This is a genomic window from Nocardioides iriomotensis (assembly GCF_004168035.1).
In the GTDB taxonomy this organism is placed as follows: domain Bacteria; phylum Actinomycetota; class Actinomycetes; order Propionibacteriales; family Nocardioidaceae; genus Nocardioides_B; species Nocardioides_B iriomotensis.
The window spans coordinates 126357-144999 of record NZ_SDPU01000034.1; the positions used below are offsets into that span (position 1 = coordinate 126357).

General features: G+C 73.0%; 17 protein-coding genes. 5 read left to right on the forward strand and 12 right to left on the reverse strand.

Translation table 11 applies throughout. The features are described 5' to 3' along the window. Positions 1 to 48: 48 nt before the first annotated feature. The 3 genes from ETU37_RS19025 to ETU37_RS19035 form a co-directional block, all read right to left on the reverse strand. Positions 49 to 402, reverse strand: coding sequence for a VOC family protein (locus ETU37_RS19025; protein WP_129988928.1), 354 nt, complete (start codon positions 400 to 402; stop codon positions 49 to 51). A gap of 330 nt (positions 403 to 732) precedes the next feature. Beyond that, positions 733 to 1209: a cupin domain-containing protein gene (locus ETU37_RS19030; RefSeq protein ID WP_129988929.1), complete on the reverse strand. Its 477-nt coding sequence runs from the start codon at positions 1207 to 1209 to the stop codon at positions 733 to 735. A gap of 62 nt (positions 1210 to 1271) precedes the next feature. Beyond that, positions 1272 to 1868 (reverse strand): GNAT family N-acetyltransferase, encoded by a 597-nt coding sequence (locus tag ETU37_RS19035; protein ID WP_129988930.1) that lies wholly within the window; start codon positions 1866 to 1868, stop codon positions 1272 to 1274. A 57-nt stretch (positions 1869 to 1925) separates the two neighbouring features. Here ETU37_RS19035 and ETU37_RS19040 point away from each other — a divergent pair, with 57 nt between their 5' ends. After that, positions 1926 to 2252: a hypothetical protein gene (locus ETU37_RS19040; RefSeq protein WP_129988931.1), complete on the forward strand. Its 327-nt coding sequence runs from the start codon at positions 1926 to 1928 to the stop codon at positions 2250 to 2252. 152 nt (positions 2253 to 2404) lie between these two features. Beyond that, positions 2405 to 2986, forward strand: a complete 582-nt coding sequence (locus ETU37_RS23495; RefSeq protein WP_206054041.1) for a hypothetical protein — start codon at positions 2405 to 2407, stop codon at positions 2984 to 2986. A gap of 6 nt (positions 2987 to 2992) precedes the next feature. Here ETU37_RS23495 and ETU37_RS19050 read toward each other — a convergent pair whose 3' ends face one another. From ETU37_RS19050 to ETU37_RS19070, 5 genes are all read right to left on the reverse strand, one after another. Continuing rightward, positions 2993 to 3433 carry an alpha/beta fold hydrolase gene (locus ETU37_RS19050; RefSeq protein WP_165372607.1) on the reverse strand — a complete coding sequence of 147 codons (441 nt, stop codon included), beginning with the start codon at positions 3431 to 3433 and terminating at the stop codon, positions 2993 to 2995. Beyond that, a complete protein-coding gene (locus tag ETU37_RS19055; RefSeq protein ID WP_129988933.1) occupies positions 3385 to 3783 on the reverse strand; it encodes an alpha/beta fold hydrolase in 399 nt (132 codons plus the stop codon). Before ETU37_RS19055 ends, ETU37_RS19050 begins: the two co-directional genes overlap by 49 nt. Before the next feature lie 32 nt (positions 3784 to 3815). After that, a complete protein-coding gene (locus tag ETU37_RS19060; RefSeq protein ID WP_129988934.1) occupies positions 3816 to 6209 on the reverse strand; it encodes a hypothetical protein in 2394 nt (797 codons plus the stop codon). A 92-nt stretch (positions 6210 to 6301) separates the two neighbouring features. Further along, positions 6302 to 6799, reverse strand: coding sequence for an NPCBM/NEW2 domain-containing protein (locus ETU37_RS19065; RefSeq protein ID WP_129988935.1), 498 nt, complete (start codon positions 6797 to 6799; stop codon positions 6302 to 6304). Between the two features lie 438 nt (positions 6800 to 7237). After that, positions 7238 to 8788: a PucR family transcriptional regulator gene (locus ETU37_RS19070; protein ID WP_240755839.1), complete on the reverse strand. Its 1551-nt coding sequence runs from the start codon at positions 8786 to 8788 to the stop codon at positions 7238 to 7240. 90 nt (positions 8789 to 8878) lie between these two features. On the opposite strand from ETU37_RS19070, the gene ETU37_RS19075 reads away from it, so the two are divergent. Both ETU37_RS19075 and ETU37_RS19080 read left to right on the forward strand, forming a co-directional pair. Then, positions 8879 to 10396, forward strand: coding sequence for a CoA-acylating methylmalonate-semialdehyde dehydrogenase (locus ETU37_RS19075; protein WP_129988936.1), 1518 nt, complete (start codon positions 8879 to 8881; stop codon positions 10394 to 10396). Then, entirely contained in the window at positions 10389 to 11750 is a 1362-nt protein-coding gene (locus tag ETU37_RS19080) for an aspartate aminotransferase family protein (RefSeq protein ID WP_129988937.1), read from the forward strand. Before ETU37_RS19075 ends, ETU37_RS19080 begins: the two co-directional genes overlap by 8 nt. 18 nt (positions 11751 to 11768) lie before the next feature. Here ETU37_RS19080 and ETU37_RS19085 read toward each other — a convergent pair whose 3' ends face one another. Then, complete coding sequence (locus ETU37_RS19085) at positions 11769 to 12530, reverse strand: response regulator (RefSeq protein ID WP_129988938.1); 762 nt, start codon at positions 12528 to 12530, stop codon at positions 11769 to 11771. Positions 12531 to 12539: 9 nt separating this feature from the next. After that, on the reverse strand, positions 12540 to 14480 hold the full coding sequence (locus tag ETU37_RS19090; RefSeq protein WP_206054042.1) for a PAS domain S-box protein: 1941 nt from the start codon (positions 14478 to 14480) through the stop codon (positions 12540 to 12542). Positions 14481 to 14790: 310 nt separating this feature from the next. Between ETU37_RS19090 and ETU37_RS19095 the strand changes: the two genes are divergently transcribed. Next, positions 14791 to 16926: a DEAD/DEAH box helicase gene (locus ETU37_RS19095; RefSeq protein ID WP_129988940.1), complete on the forward strand. Its 2136-nt coding sequence runs from the start codon at positions 14791 to 14793 to the stop codon at positions 16924 to 16926. Between the two features lie 31 nt (positions 16927 to 16957). On the opposite strand, the gene ETU37_RS19100 is transcribed toward ETU37_RS19095, so the two are convergent. Then, positions 16958 to 17695, reverse strand: coding sequence for a hypothetical protein (locus ETU37_RS19100; protein WP_129988941.1), 738 nt, complete (start codon positions 17693 to 17695; stop codon positions 16958 to 16960). A gap of 390 nt (positions 17696 to 18085) precedes the next feature. Next, entirely contained in the window at positions 18086 to 18541 is a 456-nt protein-coding gene (locus ETU37_RS19105; RefSeq protein ID WP_165372608.1) for a PGPGW domain-containing protein, read from the reverse strand. Positions 18542 to 18643: the final 102 nt, after the last annotated feature.

The window sequence follows — 18643 nt, forward strand, 5'->3', positions numbered from 1 at the left end:
CGCGAATCGTAAGCCCGCGCGGCCCCGGACGGAACGGGTGTCCGGCGGTCAGTTGAGGCAGAGGCAGAACGGGTGTCCGGCGGGGTCGAGGAACACCCGGAACTTCTCGCCCGGCTGGTGCTCGTGGCGGGTCGCGCCGAGCGCCACGACGGCCGGTTCGGCCTCCTCGAAGCCCTCCACGACGACGTCGAGGTGCATCTGCTGCGGGACGTCCTGGCCCGGCCACGCCGGCGCCCGGAAGTCGTCGACCCGCTGGAAGCAGATGCACTGCCCGTCGCCGCGCACCTCCGCCCAGTCGGTGTCGCCGGAGACGTCCCAGTCCAGCAGCGCGCCGTAGAACGTCGCCAGCTGCCGGGCGTCGGGACAGTCGAGAACGAAGGAAGGGAAGCGTGCGATCGCCATGCCCCCGACCGTAGGGCCGCCCGCCGACAGTTCCCGGGCCAGACCCAGCTGTAACGCGGGGTTGTGGACGCTTCACAAGGCGCATACCGCTGGGGAAGCGTCCATCTGCCTAGGGAACAGCGCCGGTACGGCGGCCGGCGGCACGGGCGACGAGGGCAAGATGCGCCGACTCGGCACGTCTGGGAGGGCAAGACGCGCCGACTCGGCACGTCTGGGAGGGCAAGACGCGCCGACTCGCGCCCTCCCGGCGGGAGGTTCGAGCCGGGTCGGCGGTGTGGAGCGGGAGGTTCGAGCCGGGTCGGCGGCGTGGAGCGGGAGGTTGGAGCCGGGTCAGGCGTGCTGGTCGTCCGGTGGCGCGGGTGGCTGGACCGACCAGGCGGGCGGCTCGTCCGTGCCGGCCTCCTCGTCGCGCTCGGCATCGTCGGCGGTCCCGTGGATCTTGCCGGCGGCGTGGTGCACCGGGGCGTACACCGCGTAAAGCCGCATCGGCTCGTCGCCGATGTTCGTCACGTTGTGCCAGGTGCCGGCGGGGACGAAGACGGCCCAGCCGTCCTCGACCTCCTGCTCGAAGTCGAGCCGGTCCTTCGCCGGGCCCATCTGGACGCGGCCGCGGCCCGCGTCGAGGCGGAGGAACTGGTCGGTCTCCGGGTGCGCCTCGAGGCCGATGTCCTCGCCGACGGGGATCGACATCAGCGTGAGCTGCAGGTACTTCCCGGACCAGGCGGTGGTGCGGTAGTTCTCGTTCTGCTTCGTCGCGGTCTCCAGGTCGAAGCTCTGCGGCCGCGGTCCGATGTCCTCGATGCCCATCTGCCCTCCTGTCGCTGACGTCCCGCTTCCTTGTCCAGCCGTCGTGCCCGAGATCGACGGGTTCAGTCCGGTACGGCGGCCTTGCTGGTGACGGTGCGCCGCATCACCGTGTGGTTCTTGCCCTTCGGGCCCTCGTAGCTGAAGCCCGCCCGCTCGTAGAGCGCGCGCGTGCTGTTGTAGAGGAACGAGTTGCCGACCCGCCGGCCGTCGGACAGGTCCTGCGGGTACCCCTCCACGACCCCGCCGCCCTGCTGGGCGATCAGGTCGAGGGCGCCGTTGAGCGCGATCCGCGTCAGCCCGCGCCGGCGGTAGGCCTTGTCGATGAAGATGCAGGTGAGCCGGTAGTCCGGCGGCGGCTCACCGCGCGCGTCGTACTCCTTGCGGTGGTGGATGTTCGGCAGCTCCTCCGGTGTGCCGTACTCGCACCACGCGACGGCCCGGTCGCCGTCCATGACCAGGGCGGCATGGGCCTTGCCCTCCTCGACCAGCCGGCGCTTCAGCGCCCGGTTGCCGTCGTACCCCTGACCGCGCTCCGCGCAGTCCGGGTGGAACCAGATGCACCAGCAGCCCCCGAAGATCCCGTTGTGCCGCTCGACGAGGGCCGCGAAGGCGTCCCAGGTCTCCTCCGTCAGCGGCCTCACCACGAGGTCGTCGCTCATGGCAGGAGCGTAGGTCGAGACCTGGTGGTACGGCGAGCGGCGGCGGAGAATGGCGACGTGGTCATGTTCGAGGCCGCCGTGGTGGTGGGCGTTCTGGCTCTGGTCGTCTACGCGACGATCCGGCTGCTCGCGGGTCCGCCCGGCCTCGCGCGCCCGTCGCGGTCCGCCGTGCAGGGTGGCGAGTGGCGCATCGACCACGTCGACGTGCACGGCCGGACGCGCGTGCTGCTGCAGAAGGTGCTGCCCGGCAGCGGCGAGGTGCTCGACGAGCACGTCGTGGCGACGATCGCGGTCGACGACCCCGACTACGACGCGATGTTCCTCCAGGCGATGGCGACCGCACGCGAGCGCCGGGCCCTGTTCGAGAGCGAGCAGGATCCCTAGCCCTTGACATCGCCCGGAACGGGTGTTGATCCGTCCGGGGAGCAGGCGCATGCTCGGACGAGGAGGTTGCGATGAGGTCCTCTTCACTTCCCGACGGAATCCCGGTGCTGTCCCGGGGTCGCCACCGCACCCCACGGCGGGGTGCCTGTTTCATGGAGCTCGCGTCCGTCCTCGCCGGCGAACGCTGGAGCGACCATCCCGCGTGCACCCATCCCGTGCTGGCCGAGCTGGCCCGGATGGTCAACGACCGCACGCACGACGCCGAACGCCAGGCGCTGCTGCTGCTCGTCCCGTCGGTCGTCGGCCGGCGCGGCGACGAGAGCACCTGGCTGAGGGTGTCCGTGGCGGTCGCCGGCAGGGTCGTGCTCGACGTTCCCGAGCCGACCCAGCGCGTCCTCGCGGGCGGCCTGCTCCAGGCCGAGCAGCTCTGCTCGCGTGACCCGTCGCTCGCGGACACGCGGCGTGACGCCCAGGTCGCGCTGAGCCTCGTGCCCGGCGCGGTCGCGTGGGTCGACGGCCTGTTCGTGCGTACGCCGATCTCGCGGAAGGCGTTCGCCCGGCACTCCGCACCGACGATGGTGCGGCACGCCGTCGACGGCGTGGTCGCGACCGGCACCCCGGACGTCGACCGACGGCTGCGGGCGCTGCTCGAGGCCGGCATCGCGGCGGTCCCCGCCCCGGTCGTGGAGGAGGCCTCGACCGGCCTGCCCGCGGCCTGGCGGACCACCGCCTGAGCCCGGTCAGCCGGCGAGCAGGTAGCCGAGCGCGAGCGTCGCGGGCACGCGCCCGCCGGCGACGTACACGTGTGACCGGCCGCGCATGACGACCGCGCGCCCGTGCGGGATCCCGGCGGCCGTCGTCTCGAACAGCTCGCGCGTGTAGAAGCCGTCGGCGTCGCCGCCCAGCACGAGCGTGGGGGCGGTCACCCGGTCGAGGCGCGCCTCGACGTCGAACGCGTCCTCGGCCGCGACGACGGCGAGCATGTCCGACTGGTCCTGGGCGGTGAAGCCGCCCATGACCCAGCCGGCCCGGCGGGTCAGTGCGCCGACCGACGGCTTGGTGCCGGCGCCCACGACCAGAGCGGTAGCCGCCCTCCGGTCGCCGGCCACGGTCAGCCGCGTCACCTCGGCCATCAGCGCGCGGCCGCTCGGTGACAGGCGGCAGGCGGCCGCGGCGAGCACCAGCGGACCAGCTCGGGGCGGTCGACCGCGAGCTGCAGCGACACCGAGCCGCCGCTGGAGGTGCCGTGCAGGTACACCGGCTCGCCGATGTCGTCCTCGATCGCGCGGGCGTAGTCGTCGGCGATCTCGGACATCGACGTACCGGGGGCGAGCCCCGGCCGGCGGTTCACCAGGTAGACGGTGAAGTGCTCGGCGTACGGCGCCGCCCACGAGAGCGACAGCCGCCGCCACACGCCCGTGGGGTTGGCGTGCTCGGTGGTCAGGCCCGCCGCGACGAGCAGCGGTGGCCCGTGGCCCAGGCGCAGGTACGGCACGCCGGTCGACAGGCTGCCCTCGGTCACCTGCTGCATGGTCGCGAACGTACGCCGTGCGCCGACCCGAGTCACCGGCCCGAACGGGCGGCTTCGGGGGAGGCGGGAGCGCGTGGGGCGGGGATGACCTTTCGGCGCTGGTGACGTCGCCGGCGGCTCGGCATCGGATTGACGGTGCGGACGGCCTCGCGCCAGTCGTCGGTCAGCGTGAAGCCGGAGTGGCGACCCATCCGGGCGACGGGCCGGGTGAGCCTGCCCAGGTCGGCGACGGCCGGGTCGAGCAGCCGCCAGTCGTTGCCGGTGACGCGGCGACCGGTGGACGCGTCGACGTACGCCCGGAGCGGTGCGTGGTCGAGGGTGAACCCGTCGCGGCGCGGCGACGGCGGGTCGGTGGGCCACGACAGCACGGGGCCGGCGATCGGATCGGTCTCGCGGTAGAGGTTGACCCAGCGGCCGTCCAGGCGGCGGTACAGCCGCTCGACGATCCCGGCGTCGACGTACGCCGGGAACGCGCGGGGAAACGCGACCTGCAGCTGCGAGCCGTGGGTGACCAGGCCGACCTTCGCGATCTCGTCGTCGCCGAGCCACAAGGCCGCGGCGAACGCGATCAGGCTGCCCTGGCTGTGCGCCGCCACTACGACCGCGTCGGCGGGACCCCTCGACGGCTGGACGTCGGTGCGGCCGAGGTGGAAGCGGACCCGCTCGAGCAGGCCGGGCACCGCGAACTGGGAGTAGGCCGGCGGCACGAACGGGTGCGCGGAGTGCGGCCAGAACGACACGACGTCCCAGACCACGTTGACGCCGCGACGGGTCTCGCGGCTGCGCAGCGACCGCCGGCCGAGGACGAGCAGCCATCCGGCGGCCGCGATCAGACCGAGACTGCCGACGTCGGCGACGAACGACGACCAGCTGCCTGAGCCGCGCACGGCGCTGCTGAGGAAACCGACGGGGGCCGGCAGCTCGCCGTAGAACATCTCCCACGCCGCCACGAGCGTCATCAGCAGCGAGACCAGCGCCGTCGTCACGAACACGTGCGGCACCTTGGTCTTCAGCAGGGCCAGGCCCGAGGCGCGGCCGACGCGGCGCAGCCAGAAGTCCGGCACACCCTTCATGTGGGAGTAGGCGAGCGGCGGCCAGGCCAGACGTTCGTACGACGCGGTCGCCTCACGCGTGAGCCGGCGGCCGGTGACCGTGGCGTAGGCGAGGCCGAGCACCGCGATCACCGCGATCAGGCCGAACGACAGCCCCCACGCGTAGGCGATGCGGTTCACCAGCGTGCCCGGCACGTCCGCCCCGAGCGCCCGGGCGGATCCGAGCGCGAACGCCCCGGAGTAGCCGACACCCAGCGACAGGCCGGTCGTCGCCGCGGCCCAGGCCGCCAGGCCGCCGGCGTACCGCCGGAACTCGTGGCGCACCGGCGCGCGGGTGCACCAGGCCAGCACGGCGTTGGCGGCGAGCAGGGCGGTGACCGCGACGGCCATCGTGATGGGAAGCCAGCGAGACACCAGGTCGAGCTCGAGCGGGTCGAGGCTCTGGGCCAAACCGGACAGCGCGGTCGCGCACAGGAAGACGATCACCAGCGCGCCGACCACGAGCACGTGGCTGAGGGGCGCGGCGAGGCGGGAGTGCCACGCGTGCCGGCGGCTGCCACTGACCGAGCGCTCGGGGTCGCCCAGCACAGTGGTCAGCACCGACGCGAGCGCGACGACGAGCACGGCCAAGGCGAGCCAGCCGACGTCGTACGGCGCCACGTCGGCGCGGCCGACGGTGGTCACCCCGACGACGGCCACCGTGCCGAGGCCGGCCGCGAGGTGCAGCCGGCTGAGGATCGGGGCGTCCGGGTTGCCCTGGTAGAAGAGGTGGTGGCACAGCCCGGAGTCAACGTCGTCGACGAGCGCGCCGGCGCCGGGGGAGGGCGCCTCGAGCCGGCGCGACTGGTTGCCGAGCAGCGACAGGCCGAACACGACCGCCGCGGCAGCGAGCAGCCCGGCCGCCATGGGGAGACCCGCGGGAGCCCAGGCCAGCCAGCCCCACGTGGAGGCCGACTGCCACGCGACGAGGTCGACGAGGATCACGGCGGTGACGAGGGCGAACGTGCAGGTCTGCCCGACGCCGATCGCCCGGATGAGCGCGCCGGACACGGTGTGCGCGGCGCGCGCCACCCGACGCCGGCCCGGGTCGGGGAGCATGAACGCCGACGCGTTGACCAGGCCGAACGGGATGAGCACCAGCCACAGCCCCATCCGCCAGCTGCCGGACGTGAACTGACCCCAGTGGTAGCCCTCCAGCATGTGCCGCCGCGTCAGCGCCCACCGCTCGCGGCCGTCGGAGTCGACCGGACGGAACACCCTGCCGTACTCGTCACCCGCGACCTGGCGCACGTGCGCCGCGTCCAGCAGCTCCTCGGGCGGCGTCCCGCTGACCCCGTGGACCCGCAGCTCCACCCAGTAGCGACGTCGATCCACCCCCGCCTCCCCTCTGCGGCCGGTTGGTAAAGCCGACGGTACGGCGGGTGCGGAGGCGGCGACATGGCCCGAACGGGTCAGCCCGGCGGGCGTCAGCTGGGGGAGGCTCCGGTGGCGTAGTCGCACAACAGCTGGGGTGCACCGATGGCGGGAGACGCCAGGGCAACCGAGGTCATCCGCGCCTGGATGGCGATTCGGTAGGGCCGAGCGAGCGACACTTGAAACGGGTAAGCCGATCCTGGCGTGAGAACCGGGGATTGATACACGACGGTCATCTCGTCGGCCACGATCTTGAACTCAGCCGACGAGCCGTCATCGGAACGATCGATGACACCGGCGACGCCTCGGAATGCCGTGCAATGGCGGCCAGGAGTGTGCCGCGATTCCCACGCCGTCGTGCGGGGCCCGTACCCAAACCAACCGACGTAGGCATTGCCGGCTATCGATTCGTTGCTGCATTCCGAATTGGAGATGTTCGCCGTCGCGTAGTACGGACGGAACTCATGCAAGTCGAACCAGCGCAACGTGGTGATCCGAAACGCCGTCGATCGTGCCTTCTCGCCGTCGCGGTAGGTCGCCAGCGCACGCATCCTCAGCGGGTTGTCGGGACCTGCGACCAACGGGATCCGGTGCTTCGCCCTTCCGTCGACTTGACGCTTCTTCACGGTCTCCCAGACGGGGGGTGCCGTAGATGTCCGTGGACCGGACCTGGAGCTCGACCTTCTTGGCCTTGGCCGCCGAGCTCACCTTGACGACCACGGAGTAGCGGTCGCCCTCGGTGACCTCGGTCGGGCTCTCGACGATCGCGACCGAACGTCCGGCGAGCCGAGCGGAGGCGTCGTCCGGCGAGGACTGAGCCATGACGGGCCCGGACACGAGGACGCCACCGACGAGTGCAGCGGACAGCGCAGAGCAGAGCAGACGAGCGTTCACGATTCCCCCTTGAAGCACCGGTGATCCGGTGTGCGGGGCAGCCTAGGCGGTTGCGCCGACAGATCGGCGCACCCGACACGATCCGTCGGCCGGGGTCAGCGCGCGAGCTCGTCGACCATCAGCGCCAGGTGCAGCGACGTCCGCACCTCGGCGTCCTCCAGGTCGACGCCCATCGCCCGCGCCGCGTGCGCGAGGCGCTCGTAGAACACCGGCCGAGACACGGCGAGGCTGGCGGCGGCGGCGGACTTGCTGCCGGGGTGCTCGAGCAGCGCCCGCACGGCCGCCTCCATCCGGCCGGACGCGTCGGCCGCGCGCAGCCGGGCGAGCTCACGGTCGGCGAACGCCTGCAGCCGGTCGTCGTCGCGCAGCAGCGCGAGCAGGCCGCGCACGTGGACGTCCTCGAGCCGGTGCACGCGTGGCGCGTCGGGCGTACGGCGCACCGCCCGAAGCACCTGCTGGGCCTCGCGGAGCGTGCGGTCGGCGCCGGCCAGGTCGTCGACGGGCGTGCCGCACGCGGCGACCACGTCGTGCCGGCGCAGCACGGCGAGGGCGACGTCGTCGGCGACCCGGTCCGCGTCCGCGCGGGCGGACAGGGACAGCAGGACGTGCACGTCCTCGTCGATCACCGCGACCAGCGCCGGCGCCTTCGCGACCGAGGCGGCGTGCAGGGTCGCGGCGACGACCTCGTCGTGGGCGGACGGCGTCGCGGCCCGGAGCGCGAGCCCGACGTACCGCCGCCGCCCCGACGGGAGCCCGGCCAGCTCGCACCGCCGGCGCAGCTCGTCGCGGTCGCCCCCGGTGAGCAGACCCACCAGCAGCTCGTGGTGCAGCCGCCGCTGCTGGCCGTCGCGCTGCCGGTCGTTGAGCCGGTGCAGCGCCAGGGCGGCGGCGCCCCGCTCGGCGACGGCGACCAGCCGCTCGGTCGCGCCGTCGGCGCACTCGATGACCAGGCGCCCCCACCCGCGTTCGGGCCGGCCCACCTGGGTGACCAGCCAGCCGGTGCTCCCGTCCCAGTGGGTACGGCGGTCGAGGTGCACGCCCCGCGAGCGCCGCTCCCAGTCGTCGAGGAAGGCGTCGACGTCGCGCGGTCCCGGCCGGTAGTCGAGCACTCGATGCCGGCCACTCTCGAGCACGACCGTCGAACCGGCCAGGGCGGCGACGGCGTCGAGGATCTCGGCCGGTCCGGCCTCGGCGACGGACAGGTCGGTGAACACCTCGTGCACGTGCTGGGCCTCGCGGAGCCGGGCGAGCTGGTCGTCCACGATGCGCTCGCCGACGGACTGCGCGACGGCAGCGAAGCGCACCTCGCGCTGCAGGGCGACGAGCGGCAGCCCGACCCGCTCGCAGGCGTCGACCAGGGGAGCGGGCACCTCGTCCCAGCGCCGGCCGAGCTCGATCGCGAGGCCGGCGGCGCGCGACTCCCACAGCGACTCGGCGAACGCGGCGAGCGCCGCCGGCGCCTCGGGCAGCGCGATGCCGGTGGTGAGCACGAGGTCGCCTCCGCGCAGCAGCGGGCCGATGTCCGGCAGCTCGGTGGTGTGCACCCAGCGCACGTCGCGGTCGAGCGCGGCGCCGCCTGCGAGCACGGCCGGTTGGGCGCTGCGCAGCGCCGGCATCGTCAGCACGTCGGCGACGGTCACGGCCATCGATCGCTCCCGTCGGAGTGTCGGTAATTCCAGCAGGATCCTACGCTCTGTCGGTGCGCCGGGGGTGCCGCGGCTGCCAGGCTCGCGACCATGACGACCACGATCACGCACTGGGCGGGCGGTGCCCCGTTCGCCGGCACCAGCGACCGGACCGCCCCGGTCACGAACCCCGCCACCGGCGCGGTGACCGGCGAGCTCGCGCTCGCCTCCCGCGCCGACGCCGACCACGTCATCGCCGCGGCGAGCGCGGCCGCGCAGGAGTGGGGCCGCACCTCGCTCGCGCGCCGCACCCAGGTGATGTTCGCCTTCCGCGAGCTGCTCAACGCGCGCAAGGGCGAGCTCGCGCAGATCATCACGTCCGAGCACGGCAAGGTGCTCTCCGACGCGATGGGCGAGATCGCGCGCGGCCAGGAGGTCGTGGAGTTCGCCTGTGGCATCTCGCACCTGCTCAAGGGCGGTCACTCCGAGTCCGCCTCGACCGGCGTCGACGTGCACTCCAAGCGCGACCCGCTCGGCGTCGTCGGGATCATCTCGCCGTTCAACTTCCCGGCGATGGTCCCGATGTGGTTCTTCCCGGTCGCGATCGCGTCCGGCAACGCCGTCGTCCTCAAGCCCAGCGAGAAGGACCCGTCGGCGTCGCTGTGGCTCGCCGCGCTCTGGCAGGAGGCCGGGTTGCCCGACGGCGTGTTCAACGTGCTGCAGGGAGACAAGGAGGCGGTCGACGCGCTCCTCGAGCACCCCGACGTGCAGGCGATCAGCTTCGTCGGCTCGACCCCGATCGCGGAGTACGTCTACGAGAACGCCTCCAAGCACGGCAAGCGGGTGCAGGCCCTCGGCGGCGCCAAGAACCACATGGTCGTGCTGCCCGACGCCGACCTCGACCTGGCGGCCGACTCGGCGGTGAACGCCGGCTACGGCAGCGCCGGCGAGCGCTGCATGGCGATCAGCGTCCTGGTCGCCGTCGGCTCCGTCGCCGACGAGCTCGTCGCGCGGATCGCCGACCGCACCCACACCCTGGTCACCGGCGACGGCAACCCCAGCGACGGCAGCAAGGAAGCCGACATGGGCCCGCTCGTCACCCGGGCGCACCGCGACAAGGTCGCGTCGTACATCGACTCCGGCGAGAAGGCCGGGGCCAAGGTCGTGGTCGACGGCCGCGAGGTCCAGGCCCAGGGCGCGGCCGACGGATTCTGGCTCGGCCCGACGCTGTTCGACAACGTGACCCCGGAGATGGAGATCTACCACGAGGAGATCTTCGGCCCGGTGCTGTCGGTGGTCCGCGTCGAGACCTACGACGAGGCGGTGGCGCTGATCAATGCCAACCCCTACGGCAACGGCACGGCGATCTTCACCAACGACGGCGGCGCCGCCCGCCGCTTCGAGGCCGACGTCCACGTCGGGATGATCGGCGTCAACGTCCCGATCCCGGTGCCCGTCGCCTACTACTCCTTCGGCGGCTGGAAGCGCTCGCTCATGGGCGACACCCACGCGCACGGCGTCGAGGGCGTGCACTTCTTCACCCGTGGCAAGGTCGTCACCACCCGGTGGATCGACCCGGCCAACCGCCCCGAGGGCGGCCTCGAGCTGGGGTTCCCGCGCAATGTCTGAGACCACGATGGCGACGGACACGGATCTCACGCCCCTGACCGCTGAGCAGACCTACGAGCTCGACCGCAGGCACGTCTTCCACTCCTGGTCCGCCCAGGCGCAGATCACGCCGATGGTCGTGACCAAGGCGGAGGGCTCCTACGTGTGGGACCAGGACGACAACCGGCTGCTCGACTTCACCTCGCAGCTCGTCTACACCAACCTCGGCCACCAGCACCCGCGGATCGTCGCGGCGATCCAGGAGCAGGCCGCCACGCTCTGCACGGTCGCGCCGCAGCACGCCAACGCGACGCGGTCCGAGGCCGCGCGGCTCATCGCGAGCCACACCCCGGACGGCCTCGACAAGGTGTTCTTCACCAACGGCGGCGCCGACGCCAACGAGCACGCCGTCCGGATGGCCCGGCTGCACACCGGCCGGCCCAAGGTGCTGACGACGTACCGCTCCTACCACGGCGGCACCCAGCTCGCGATCAACATGACCGGCGACCAGCGCCGCTGGGCCAACGACGCCGCGTCGTCCGGCGCCGTGCACTTCTTCGGGCCGTTCGCCTACCGCAGCCCCTTCCACTCCAGCTCGGTCGAGGAGGAGGGCGAGCGCGCGCTGGCCCACCTCGAGCAGACCATCCTGTTCGAGGGGCCGGACACGTTCGCGGCGGTCGTGCTCGAGTCGATCCCGGGTACGGCGGGCGTCCTGGTGCCGCCGCCGGGCTACCTGCGCGGGGTGCGGGAGCTGTGCGACAAGTACGGCATCTTGCTGGTCGCCGACGAGGTGATGGCCGGCTTCGGCCGCGCCGGTCGCTGGTTCGCGGTGGAGCACGACGGCGTGGTGCCCGACCTGCTGACGTTCGCGAAGGGCGTGAACTCCGGCTACGTCCCGCTCGGCGGCGTCGCGATCAGCCCGCACGTCGCGGCGACGTTCGACGACCGTGCCTACCCCGGTGGGCTCACCTACTCCGGCCACCCGCTGGCCTGCGCCGCGGCCGTCGCCACCATCCGCGCCATGGAGGACGATCGCGTGGTCGAGCACGCCGCCGCGCTCGGGGACGAGGTGTTCGGGCCGCGGCTGCAGGACCTGGCCGACCGCGACCCGTGGGTCGGGGAGGCGCGCGGGGTCGGCGCCTTCTGGGCCGTCGAGCTCGTCGCCGACAAGGCCACCCGCGAACCGCTCGCGGCGTACCCCGGCAGCAGCCCCCAGATGGCCGCCGTCGTCGCCGCGTGCAAGAAGCGCGGGCTGCTGCCCCTCGCCGTCGTCAACCGGATCCACCTGGTGCCGCCGCTGAACGCGTCGGCCAGCCAGGTCCACGAGGCCGTCGACGTGCTCGGCGAGGCGCTGGCCGAGGCCCGCGCGGGCTGACCAGCACGAGTCGTTCTCTCAGCTCGACTGACGCTCGACGTGCTGGTCCGGGAGCGTCAGCTCGGCCCACACCAGCTTGCCGCTGCCGGGCCCGTCCTCGATGCCCCAGGCCGCGGTCAGGGCGTCGATCAGGAGGAGCCCGCGACCGTGCTCGTCGGCGGACGTGGTGCTCTGCGGCTCGGGGGTGCCGCCGCCGAAGTCGATGACGTCGATGCGCAGGGTGTGCTGGGTCAGGGAGAGCTGGATCCGGAACGCCGAGTCCGCGTGGGTCACCGCGTTGGCGGCCAGCTCGCTGGCCACGAGCAGAGCGGGGTCGATGAGCGGCGTCAGGGACCAGTCGGTCAGCGTCGCGGTCACGAAGCGCCGGGCGAGGGCGGCACTGGTGAGCGCCCGGGGCAGCTCGAGCACGGACTGTCGCGTGGCGCGGCTGCCCACCGAGGCGAGCAGGTCGACGAGGTACTCGAGCTCGTCGTCCTTGAGCACGTAGCCCTCGACGTGCGCGCGTACCCACGCGTCGTCGGCGTCGTGGCCGGAGTAGACGACGACCTTGGACGTCGGCGACAGGGCGCGGATCTGGCTCAGGACCTCGCGACCGGCGAGGTCGGGGAGGCCGAGGTCGAGCACGACCACGTCCGGGTGGTGGTCCTCGGCGAGGCGGACGGCCTCGGCCCCGTCGCGGGCCTCGGCCACGACCTCGAAACCGCCGTGGAACCGCAGCGCGGTCCGCACGAGGCGGCGGACGTCGTCGACGTCGTCCACGAGCAGGGCACGGATGGTCACGACAGCAACCTAGGGGCTCGGGACCGGCCGCGGAACCTCGAGCACGAAGGCGCCGCCGGGCTGGTCGGAGGAGGGTGGCTCGTAGCGGGCGTCGCCGCCGTGGGCCCGGGCCAGCTGACGCGCGATGTAGAGGCCGAGACCGGTGCCGCCGCTGCGTCCCGTGGCGAAGCGGTCGAACAGGCGGTCACGGAGCTCCTCCGGGACGCCGGTGCCGGCGTCGGAGACCCGCACCAGGGCCGACCGGTCGGTGCTGGTGACCCCGATCCGCACCGGCGGGGCGCCGTGACGCACGGCGTTGCCGGCGAAGTTCTCCAGCACCTGCGCCAGCCGGTCGCGGTCGCCCTCGACGGTCACGGCGGGCAGGTCGTCGACGACGACCTCGGTGTCGGGGTACGTCGATCGCACGCTGATGGCGACGCCCTCGACGAGCTCGCGCACGTCAACGGGTAGGCGGGCCAGCTCGATCCGGCTCGCCTGCAGCCGCGAGGCCGTGAGCAGGTCCGCGAGGAGCCGGCGCAGCCGGGAGGTGCCGGAGGAGATCGCGGCCATGACGTCGGTGCGCTCCTCGTCGGTCAGCCGGTCCCCGTGCGCGGCGAGGAGGTCGGCCGACCCGGCGAGCAGGCCGACCGGCGTCCGGAGCTCGTGGGCGGTCACGGCGACGAACTGCGCCTGGTCGTCCGCCGCCCGCTGCAGCCGCCGGTTGAGCGACTCGAGCTCCGCGTTGGCGGCCGCGAGCGCGGTCACGGCGTGCTCGCGGTCCTCCTCGAGCCGACGTCGTTCGGAGGTGTCACGGGTGACCTTGGCGAAGCCGACGTGCTCCCCGGCGGCGTTGAACACGGCCGTGATGAGGACGTTGGCCCAGAACCGCGACCCGTCCTTGCGGATCCGCCAGCCCTCCTCCTCGTACTGGCCCTCGCGGAGCGCGATCTCGAGCTCGTGCTCGGGGTGCTTCGCGGCCTGCACCTCCGGCGGGTAGAACACGCTGAAGTGCTGCCCGATGATCTCGTCGGCGGTGTAGAGCTTGCTGCGCTGGGCCCCGCTGTTCCAGCTCACGATGTGACCCTGCGGGTCGAGCATGAAGATCGCGTAGTCCTCCACCGCCTCCACCAGCAGCCGGAACCGCTCCTCGCTGCGGCGCAGCCCCTCCAGCGCCAGGTGCTCGGCCGTGACGTCCTGCACCTGCATGAAGAGGTACAGCGCCCGGCCGGCCGAGTCGCGCACCGGGGCGAGGGTGGCGCGGACGAACGTCGTGCGGGTCCGCGCCAGGGTGTGCTCGAGGTGCACGACCTCCACGGGGGTACTCCGGATGTCGTCGAGCGCCGCGTCGAACGCCTGCGCCTCGTGGGCGAGGTCCGCGTAGCGGGTGCCGACGAGGGCGGTCTCGGACGCGCCCAGCAGCGACGCGAAGGCCCGGTTCACCCGGATCAGCCGTCCGGTCAGGGTGAGGGTGGCCATGCCGATCGCGGCCTCCTCGAACACCTCGCGGAAGCGCTCGCGGTGCTCGTCGAGGACGGCGAGGTCGTCGCTGCCCGCGCTGTCGGCAGCCGGCGCCGCGGCCGGCTCCGGGTCGACGGCTGCGTGGCCGGCCAGCTCGTCCATGCGTCCGAGCAGCGTCTCGAGCGACACGGACTTCTCGAGGAAAGCTGCCGCGCCGAGCTCCGCCGCACGCTCCGCCAGGCCCTGTTCCTCGAAACCGCTGAACATCAGCACCCGGGTGGCCGGTGACGCAGCGAGGACGCGGGGGAGTGCCTCCAGGCCGTCGACGCCGGGCATCGAGACGTCGAGGAGCACCAGGGTGGGCTGGTGCTCCTCGGCCAGCGCGATCGCGGCGGCGCCGTCCGCGCCCTCGCCGACGACCTCATACCGACCCGAGAGCCGGAGCCTCGTCCGCAGCAGGCGGCGCACGTCAGGGGCGTCGTCGACGACGACGACGGTCGGGAGGCCGCTCACGGATCGGACGGTAACCCAGAAACCCCTCCGACATGCATCGGTCGCGGCCGGCCGGACAGGTCGGGTCCGCGAGGCCGGCGGGACGGCGTATGCTGGACGCGGACGTAGACGGGACTGCGTCCGCGAGCCCCGGTCCACCGACCGGCAGCACGCAAGTTCGGGAGGCCCTCGCCGCACGTTCGCGGCGCGCCACGTCCGGACATCTGTTGCGCCGCTGCTGCCTGCCGCTCACGCGGTGGTCGACCCGGGCTGATGAGTCGGGGCGGACCGCCGAACGGCCGTCCCGGGTGACAACGTTGAGGAGACGTGCTTGTCGGAACGTCGACGTCCGCGTCGCGGCGGCGGCCGGTCCACCGCGGGTGGGCAGAACCGCAACCGTGACGACGGGATCCTGTCCGTGCTGGCCAAGGCCGTGCGTGAGGTGGAGAACCGCGTGCAGCGCGGCCAGCTCGAGCCGACCCGCTTCCAGGTGATCGCCCTGCTCGTCCGCGAGGAGCGTGCCCGGGTCAAGGCCGACCAGGAGCTGACCGACGCCCAGCGCGACAAGGAGCTCAAGCGGCTGGACGGGATCGCCACGATCCTGGCCCAGATCGCCACTCGCGCACCCGCGCTGTTCACGCTGCTCGGCGAGGACGCCGAGGTGACCGACGCGGCCCGGCGGATGAAGCGGGAGATGCAGATCGCCGGTGGCCTGGAGCCCGACCCCGAGGTCGAGCCGGTCCGGGCGGCGACCACGGCCCTCGCCGAGCGCCAGGTCGTGCCCGCCTCGGTCCGCGCCGCCCAGCTGGCCAACCCGTTCCTCGCGCCGGACTACGCCGCACCGCTCCCGCCCCGGCCGTCGGAGCGCCGGTTGCTCGGCTGGGAGCTCATCGAGCCGCTGCTGACCGCGTTCGAGGAGGCCCCGGGCGGTGCCGTCTCGTGCATGGACCTGCCGGAGTCCGCTCCGAACATCAAGGTGCCGGTCGGCCTCGAGCTGATGCCCCACCAGCTGCGGGTCGTCGCCGCGGCGGCGGAGGGGCACCGCACCTTCCTGCTCGCCGACGAGCCCGGGCTCGGCAAGACCGCGCAGGCGCTGCTCGCCGCGCAGGCGGCCGACGCCTACCCCCTGCTCTGCGTCGTGCCGAGCGTCGTCAAGACCAACTGGGCGCGCGAGGCCGCCCGCTGGACCCCGCGCCGGTCGGTGACGGTGATCCACGGCAGCGGCGAGACGATCGACGGCTTCGCCGACATCGTCGTCGTCAACTACGAGGTGCTCGACCGTCACGTCGGCTGGATCGCCAACCACGGCTTCCGCGGGATGGTCGTCGACGAGGCGCACTTCATCAAGAACAAGAAGTCCCAGCGCTCGCAGCACGTGCTCGAGATCGCCGACAAGATCCGCAACCGGATCGCCCGGCCGCTGATGATGGCGCTCACGGGTACGCCGCTGATCAACGACATCGACGACTTCCGCGCGATCTGGCAGTTCCTCGGCTGGATCGACGAGCGCAAACCGACCCGCACGCTGATGGCCTCGCTGGAGGAGACCGGCCTCACCCCGCTGGACCGCGGCTTCCACACCGCGGCGCGGAGGTCCGTCATCGACATGGGCATCGTCCGCCGGCGCAAGCACGACGTCGCCGCCGAGATCCCCGCTCGCCGGATCGCCGACCTCCCGGTCGAGCTGGACGCCGTCAGCGCCCGGTCGATCCGCGAGGCCGAGCGCGACCTCGCGCTCCGGCTGCTCCAGCGCTACGACTCCGCGGTCGCCGCGCGTGAGGAGCACTCCGGCGTCCGCACCGAGGGCATCGACGAGGAGCTGGTCCGCCGGGTCGCCGGGTGGGAGCTGGCCGCTTCCGAGGACTCCACGACCGGCGAGAACGTCTTCTCGATGGTCCGCCGGATCGGCCAGGCCAAGGCGATGCTCGCCGCGGACTACACGGTCCAGCTCGCGCACAGCGCCGGCAAGGTGGTGTTCTTCGCCAAGCACATCGACGTCATGGACGCGGCCGAGGAGTTCTTCGAGCAGCGCGCCGTCCGGCACGCCTCGGTGCGCGGCGACCAGACGCCGACCGTCCGCCAGCGCAACATCGACAGCTTCGTCAACGACCCCGACGTCGCGGTCGTGGTGTGCTCGCTGACCGCGGCCGGCGTCGGCCTGAACCTCCAGGTCGCCAGCAACGTCGTGCTCGCCGAGCTGTCCTGGACCAACGCCGAGCAGACCCAGGCGATCGACCGCGTGCACCGGATCGGCCAGACCGACCCGGTGACGGCCTGGCGGATCATCGCCGCGCAGACCATCGACGCCCGGATCGCCGAGCTCATCGACTCCAAGGCGTCGCTCGCCGCGCGGGCGCTCGACGGCTCCGACGAGGAGGTCGCCGCGTCGGCCGACATCCAGCTCGAGGCGATGGTGACGATGCTGAGCGACGCGCTGGCCCAGCGGGAGGGCCAGCTGCAGGCGTAGCCGGTCAGCCGCCGGCAGCAGCCGGCAGCAGCTAGCAGGTGGTCGCCGCGGAGCGCTGCGCCGCCTCGTCGTACGCCTTCAGCTGGGCGGAGCCGACTTTCCAGCTCTTCTCCCACAGCTTCGCGGCGGTGTCCCCGGTCATCGTGCCGTCCCGGAGCATCTCCATCTGGAGCACGTGCTCGCGCCACGTCGCGAGCGCGGCGTCGGCGGCGCGCAGCGTCAGGTTGCGGGCGCTGACGGCGGCCCGGCAGGCCGTCACCGACGCGTCGGCCGGCCCGGAGGCGTCGACCGCGTCGGCCGTCCCGGCGGTCCCGGTGGTGGCTCCGGTCGGGGTCGGGCAGCGGGTGGTGCGTGCGGCGTAGGCGGCGGCTGCCTCGTCGTACGCCGCGAGGTCCTCGGTGGCGTGGTGGCGAGTCCGGTCCCAGTCCTCGTTCGCCTTCTCGCGCGTGATCTCGTCGGCGGCGAACGCGTTCATCGTGTCGACGTGGACGCGCCAGTCTTGGAGCGCCGTGGTCGCGGCCCGCAGCGCCGGGGTCTGGATGTCGTGCACCGCGTGGCAGGGCTCGGCTGCCACGCCCGCGGGTCGCGGCCGCGCGGAGTCGTCCGGCGCCGCCGCCCGGTTCCGGTCGCTGCCGCCGGTCGCACCCGGCGACACCAGGGTGGTCAGCGCCCACACGAGCGCGACCACGGCGGCACCGACGACGACCCCGCCGGCGAACGCCCACGCCCCCCGCGGCGACTCCTCGGTCTCCGAGAACAGATAGCTCATGACGCCCCGCCCCCTGCTCTGCCTTCCGCACAAATGGTGCGAGCGGACCCGAAGCGAGTCAACGGTGTCGGACAAAGGTCCGCCGGATCTACGCCGATCGGGGGAGAGCGGGAGGCCCGTCCGTCGCGTCGGCCTGACCCGGTCAGCGCCCCCGGCCGGGTGGTCGCGCGCGGCCGGAGGCGCTGCCTCCCCCGGCCTTGGTCTCGACCCGTGGTGCTCGCCGACGTCCCCTCTGGCGTCGGCGCATGGCACCGACGCTAGGCCGGGGCCCGCCGCGCCCGGAATAGCCCGATGTGACCGGGTGACTTTTCGACACTCGGACGCTAGGGTCCGTCCGCCCCACGCCGGAGGCGCCGGGGGCGCCGGGGGCGCGGCGCCCGGTTCGCCCGGTCAGCCGACGTCGGCGGCGGTCTTCTCCGTCACCACGATCTCGCCGGCCTCCTCCTTGCGGTGCAGCCAGATCGCGACCACCGTCGTGACGATCACGATCGTGCCCGTGCCGATCACGCAGTAGCCGGTGACGTTCGTCCAGAACCGGTCGAAGAAGGAGTCCCAGACCGGCCAGGCCACGTCGTCGACCAGGACGATCGTCACGCCGACCCCGATCGTGGCGCACGCCGACGCGAGCGTGGTGAGCAGGCGCGGCCAGGTCTCGACAGCGGCCTTCTGCGCCTCCCAGGCCTTGTCGCGCGTCTTGTGCAGCAGCGAGCGGGCCCAGTCGAACTGCGTCGCCATCACGGCGATCCCGGCCACGACGATCACGAAGCCGGGTCCGGGCAACGGCATCAGGATCGCGCCCAGCACCACCAGTCCGCCGCCGACGAGCGCGGCGAGCACCTTCTTCATCTGCCCTCCCCAGGACGGGGCGTGCCCCGTCCGTCCGGAGCTCGCGCCCTCGTGAGGTACCCCGCGGACGGACATTTGAAGCCTGTGCCGTCCGGTCCCCGT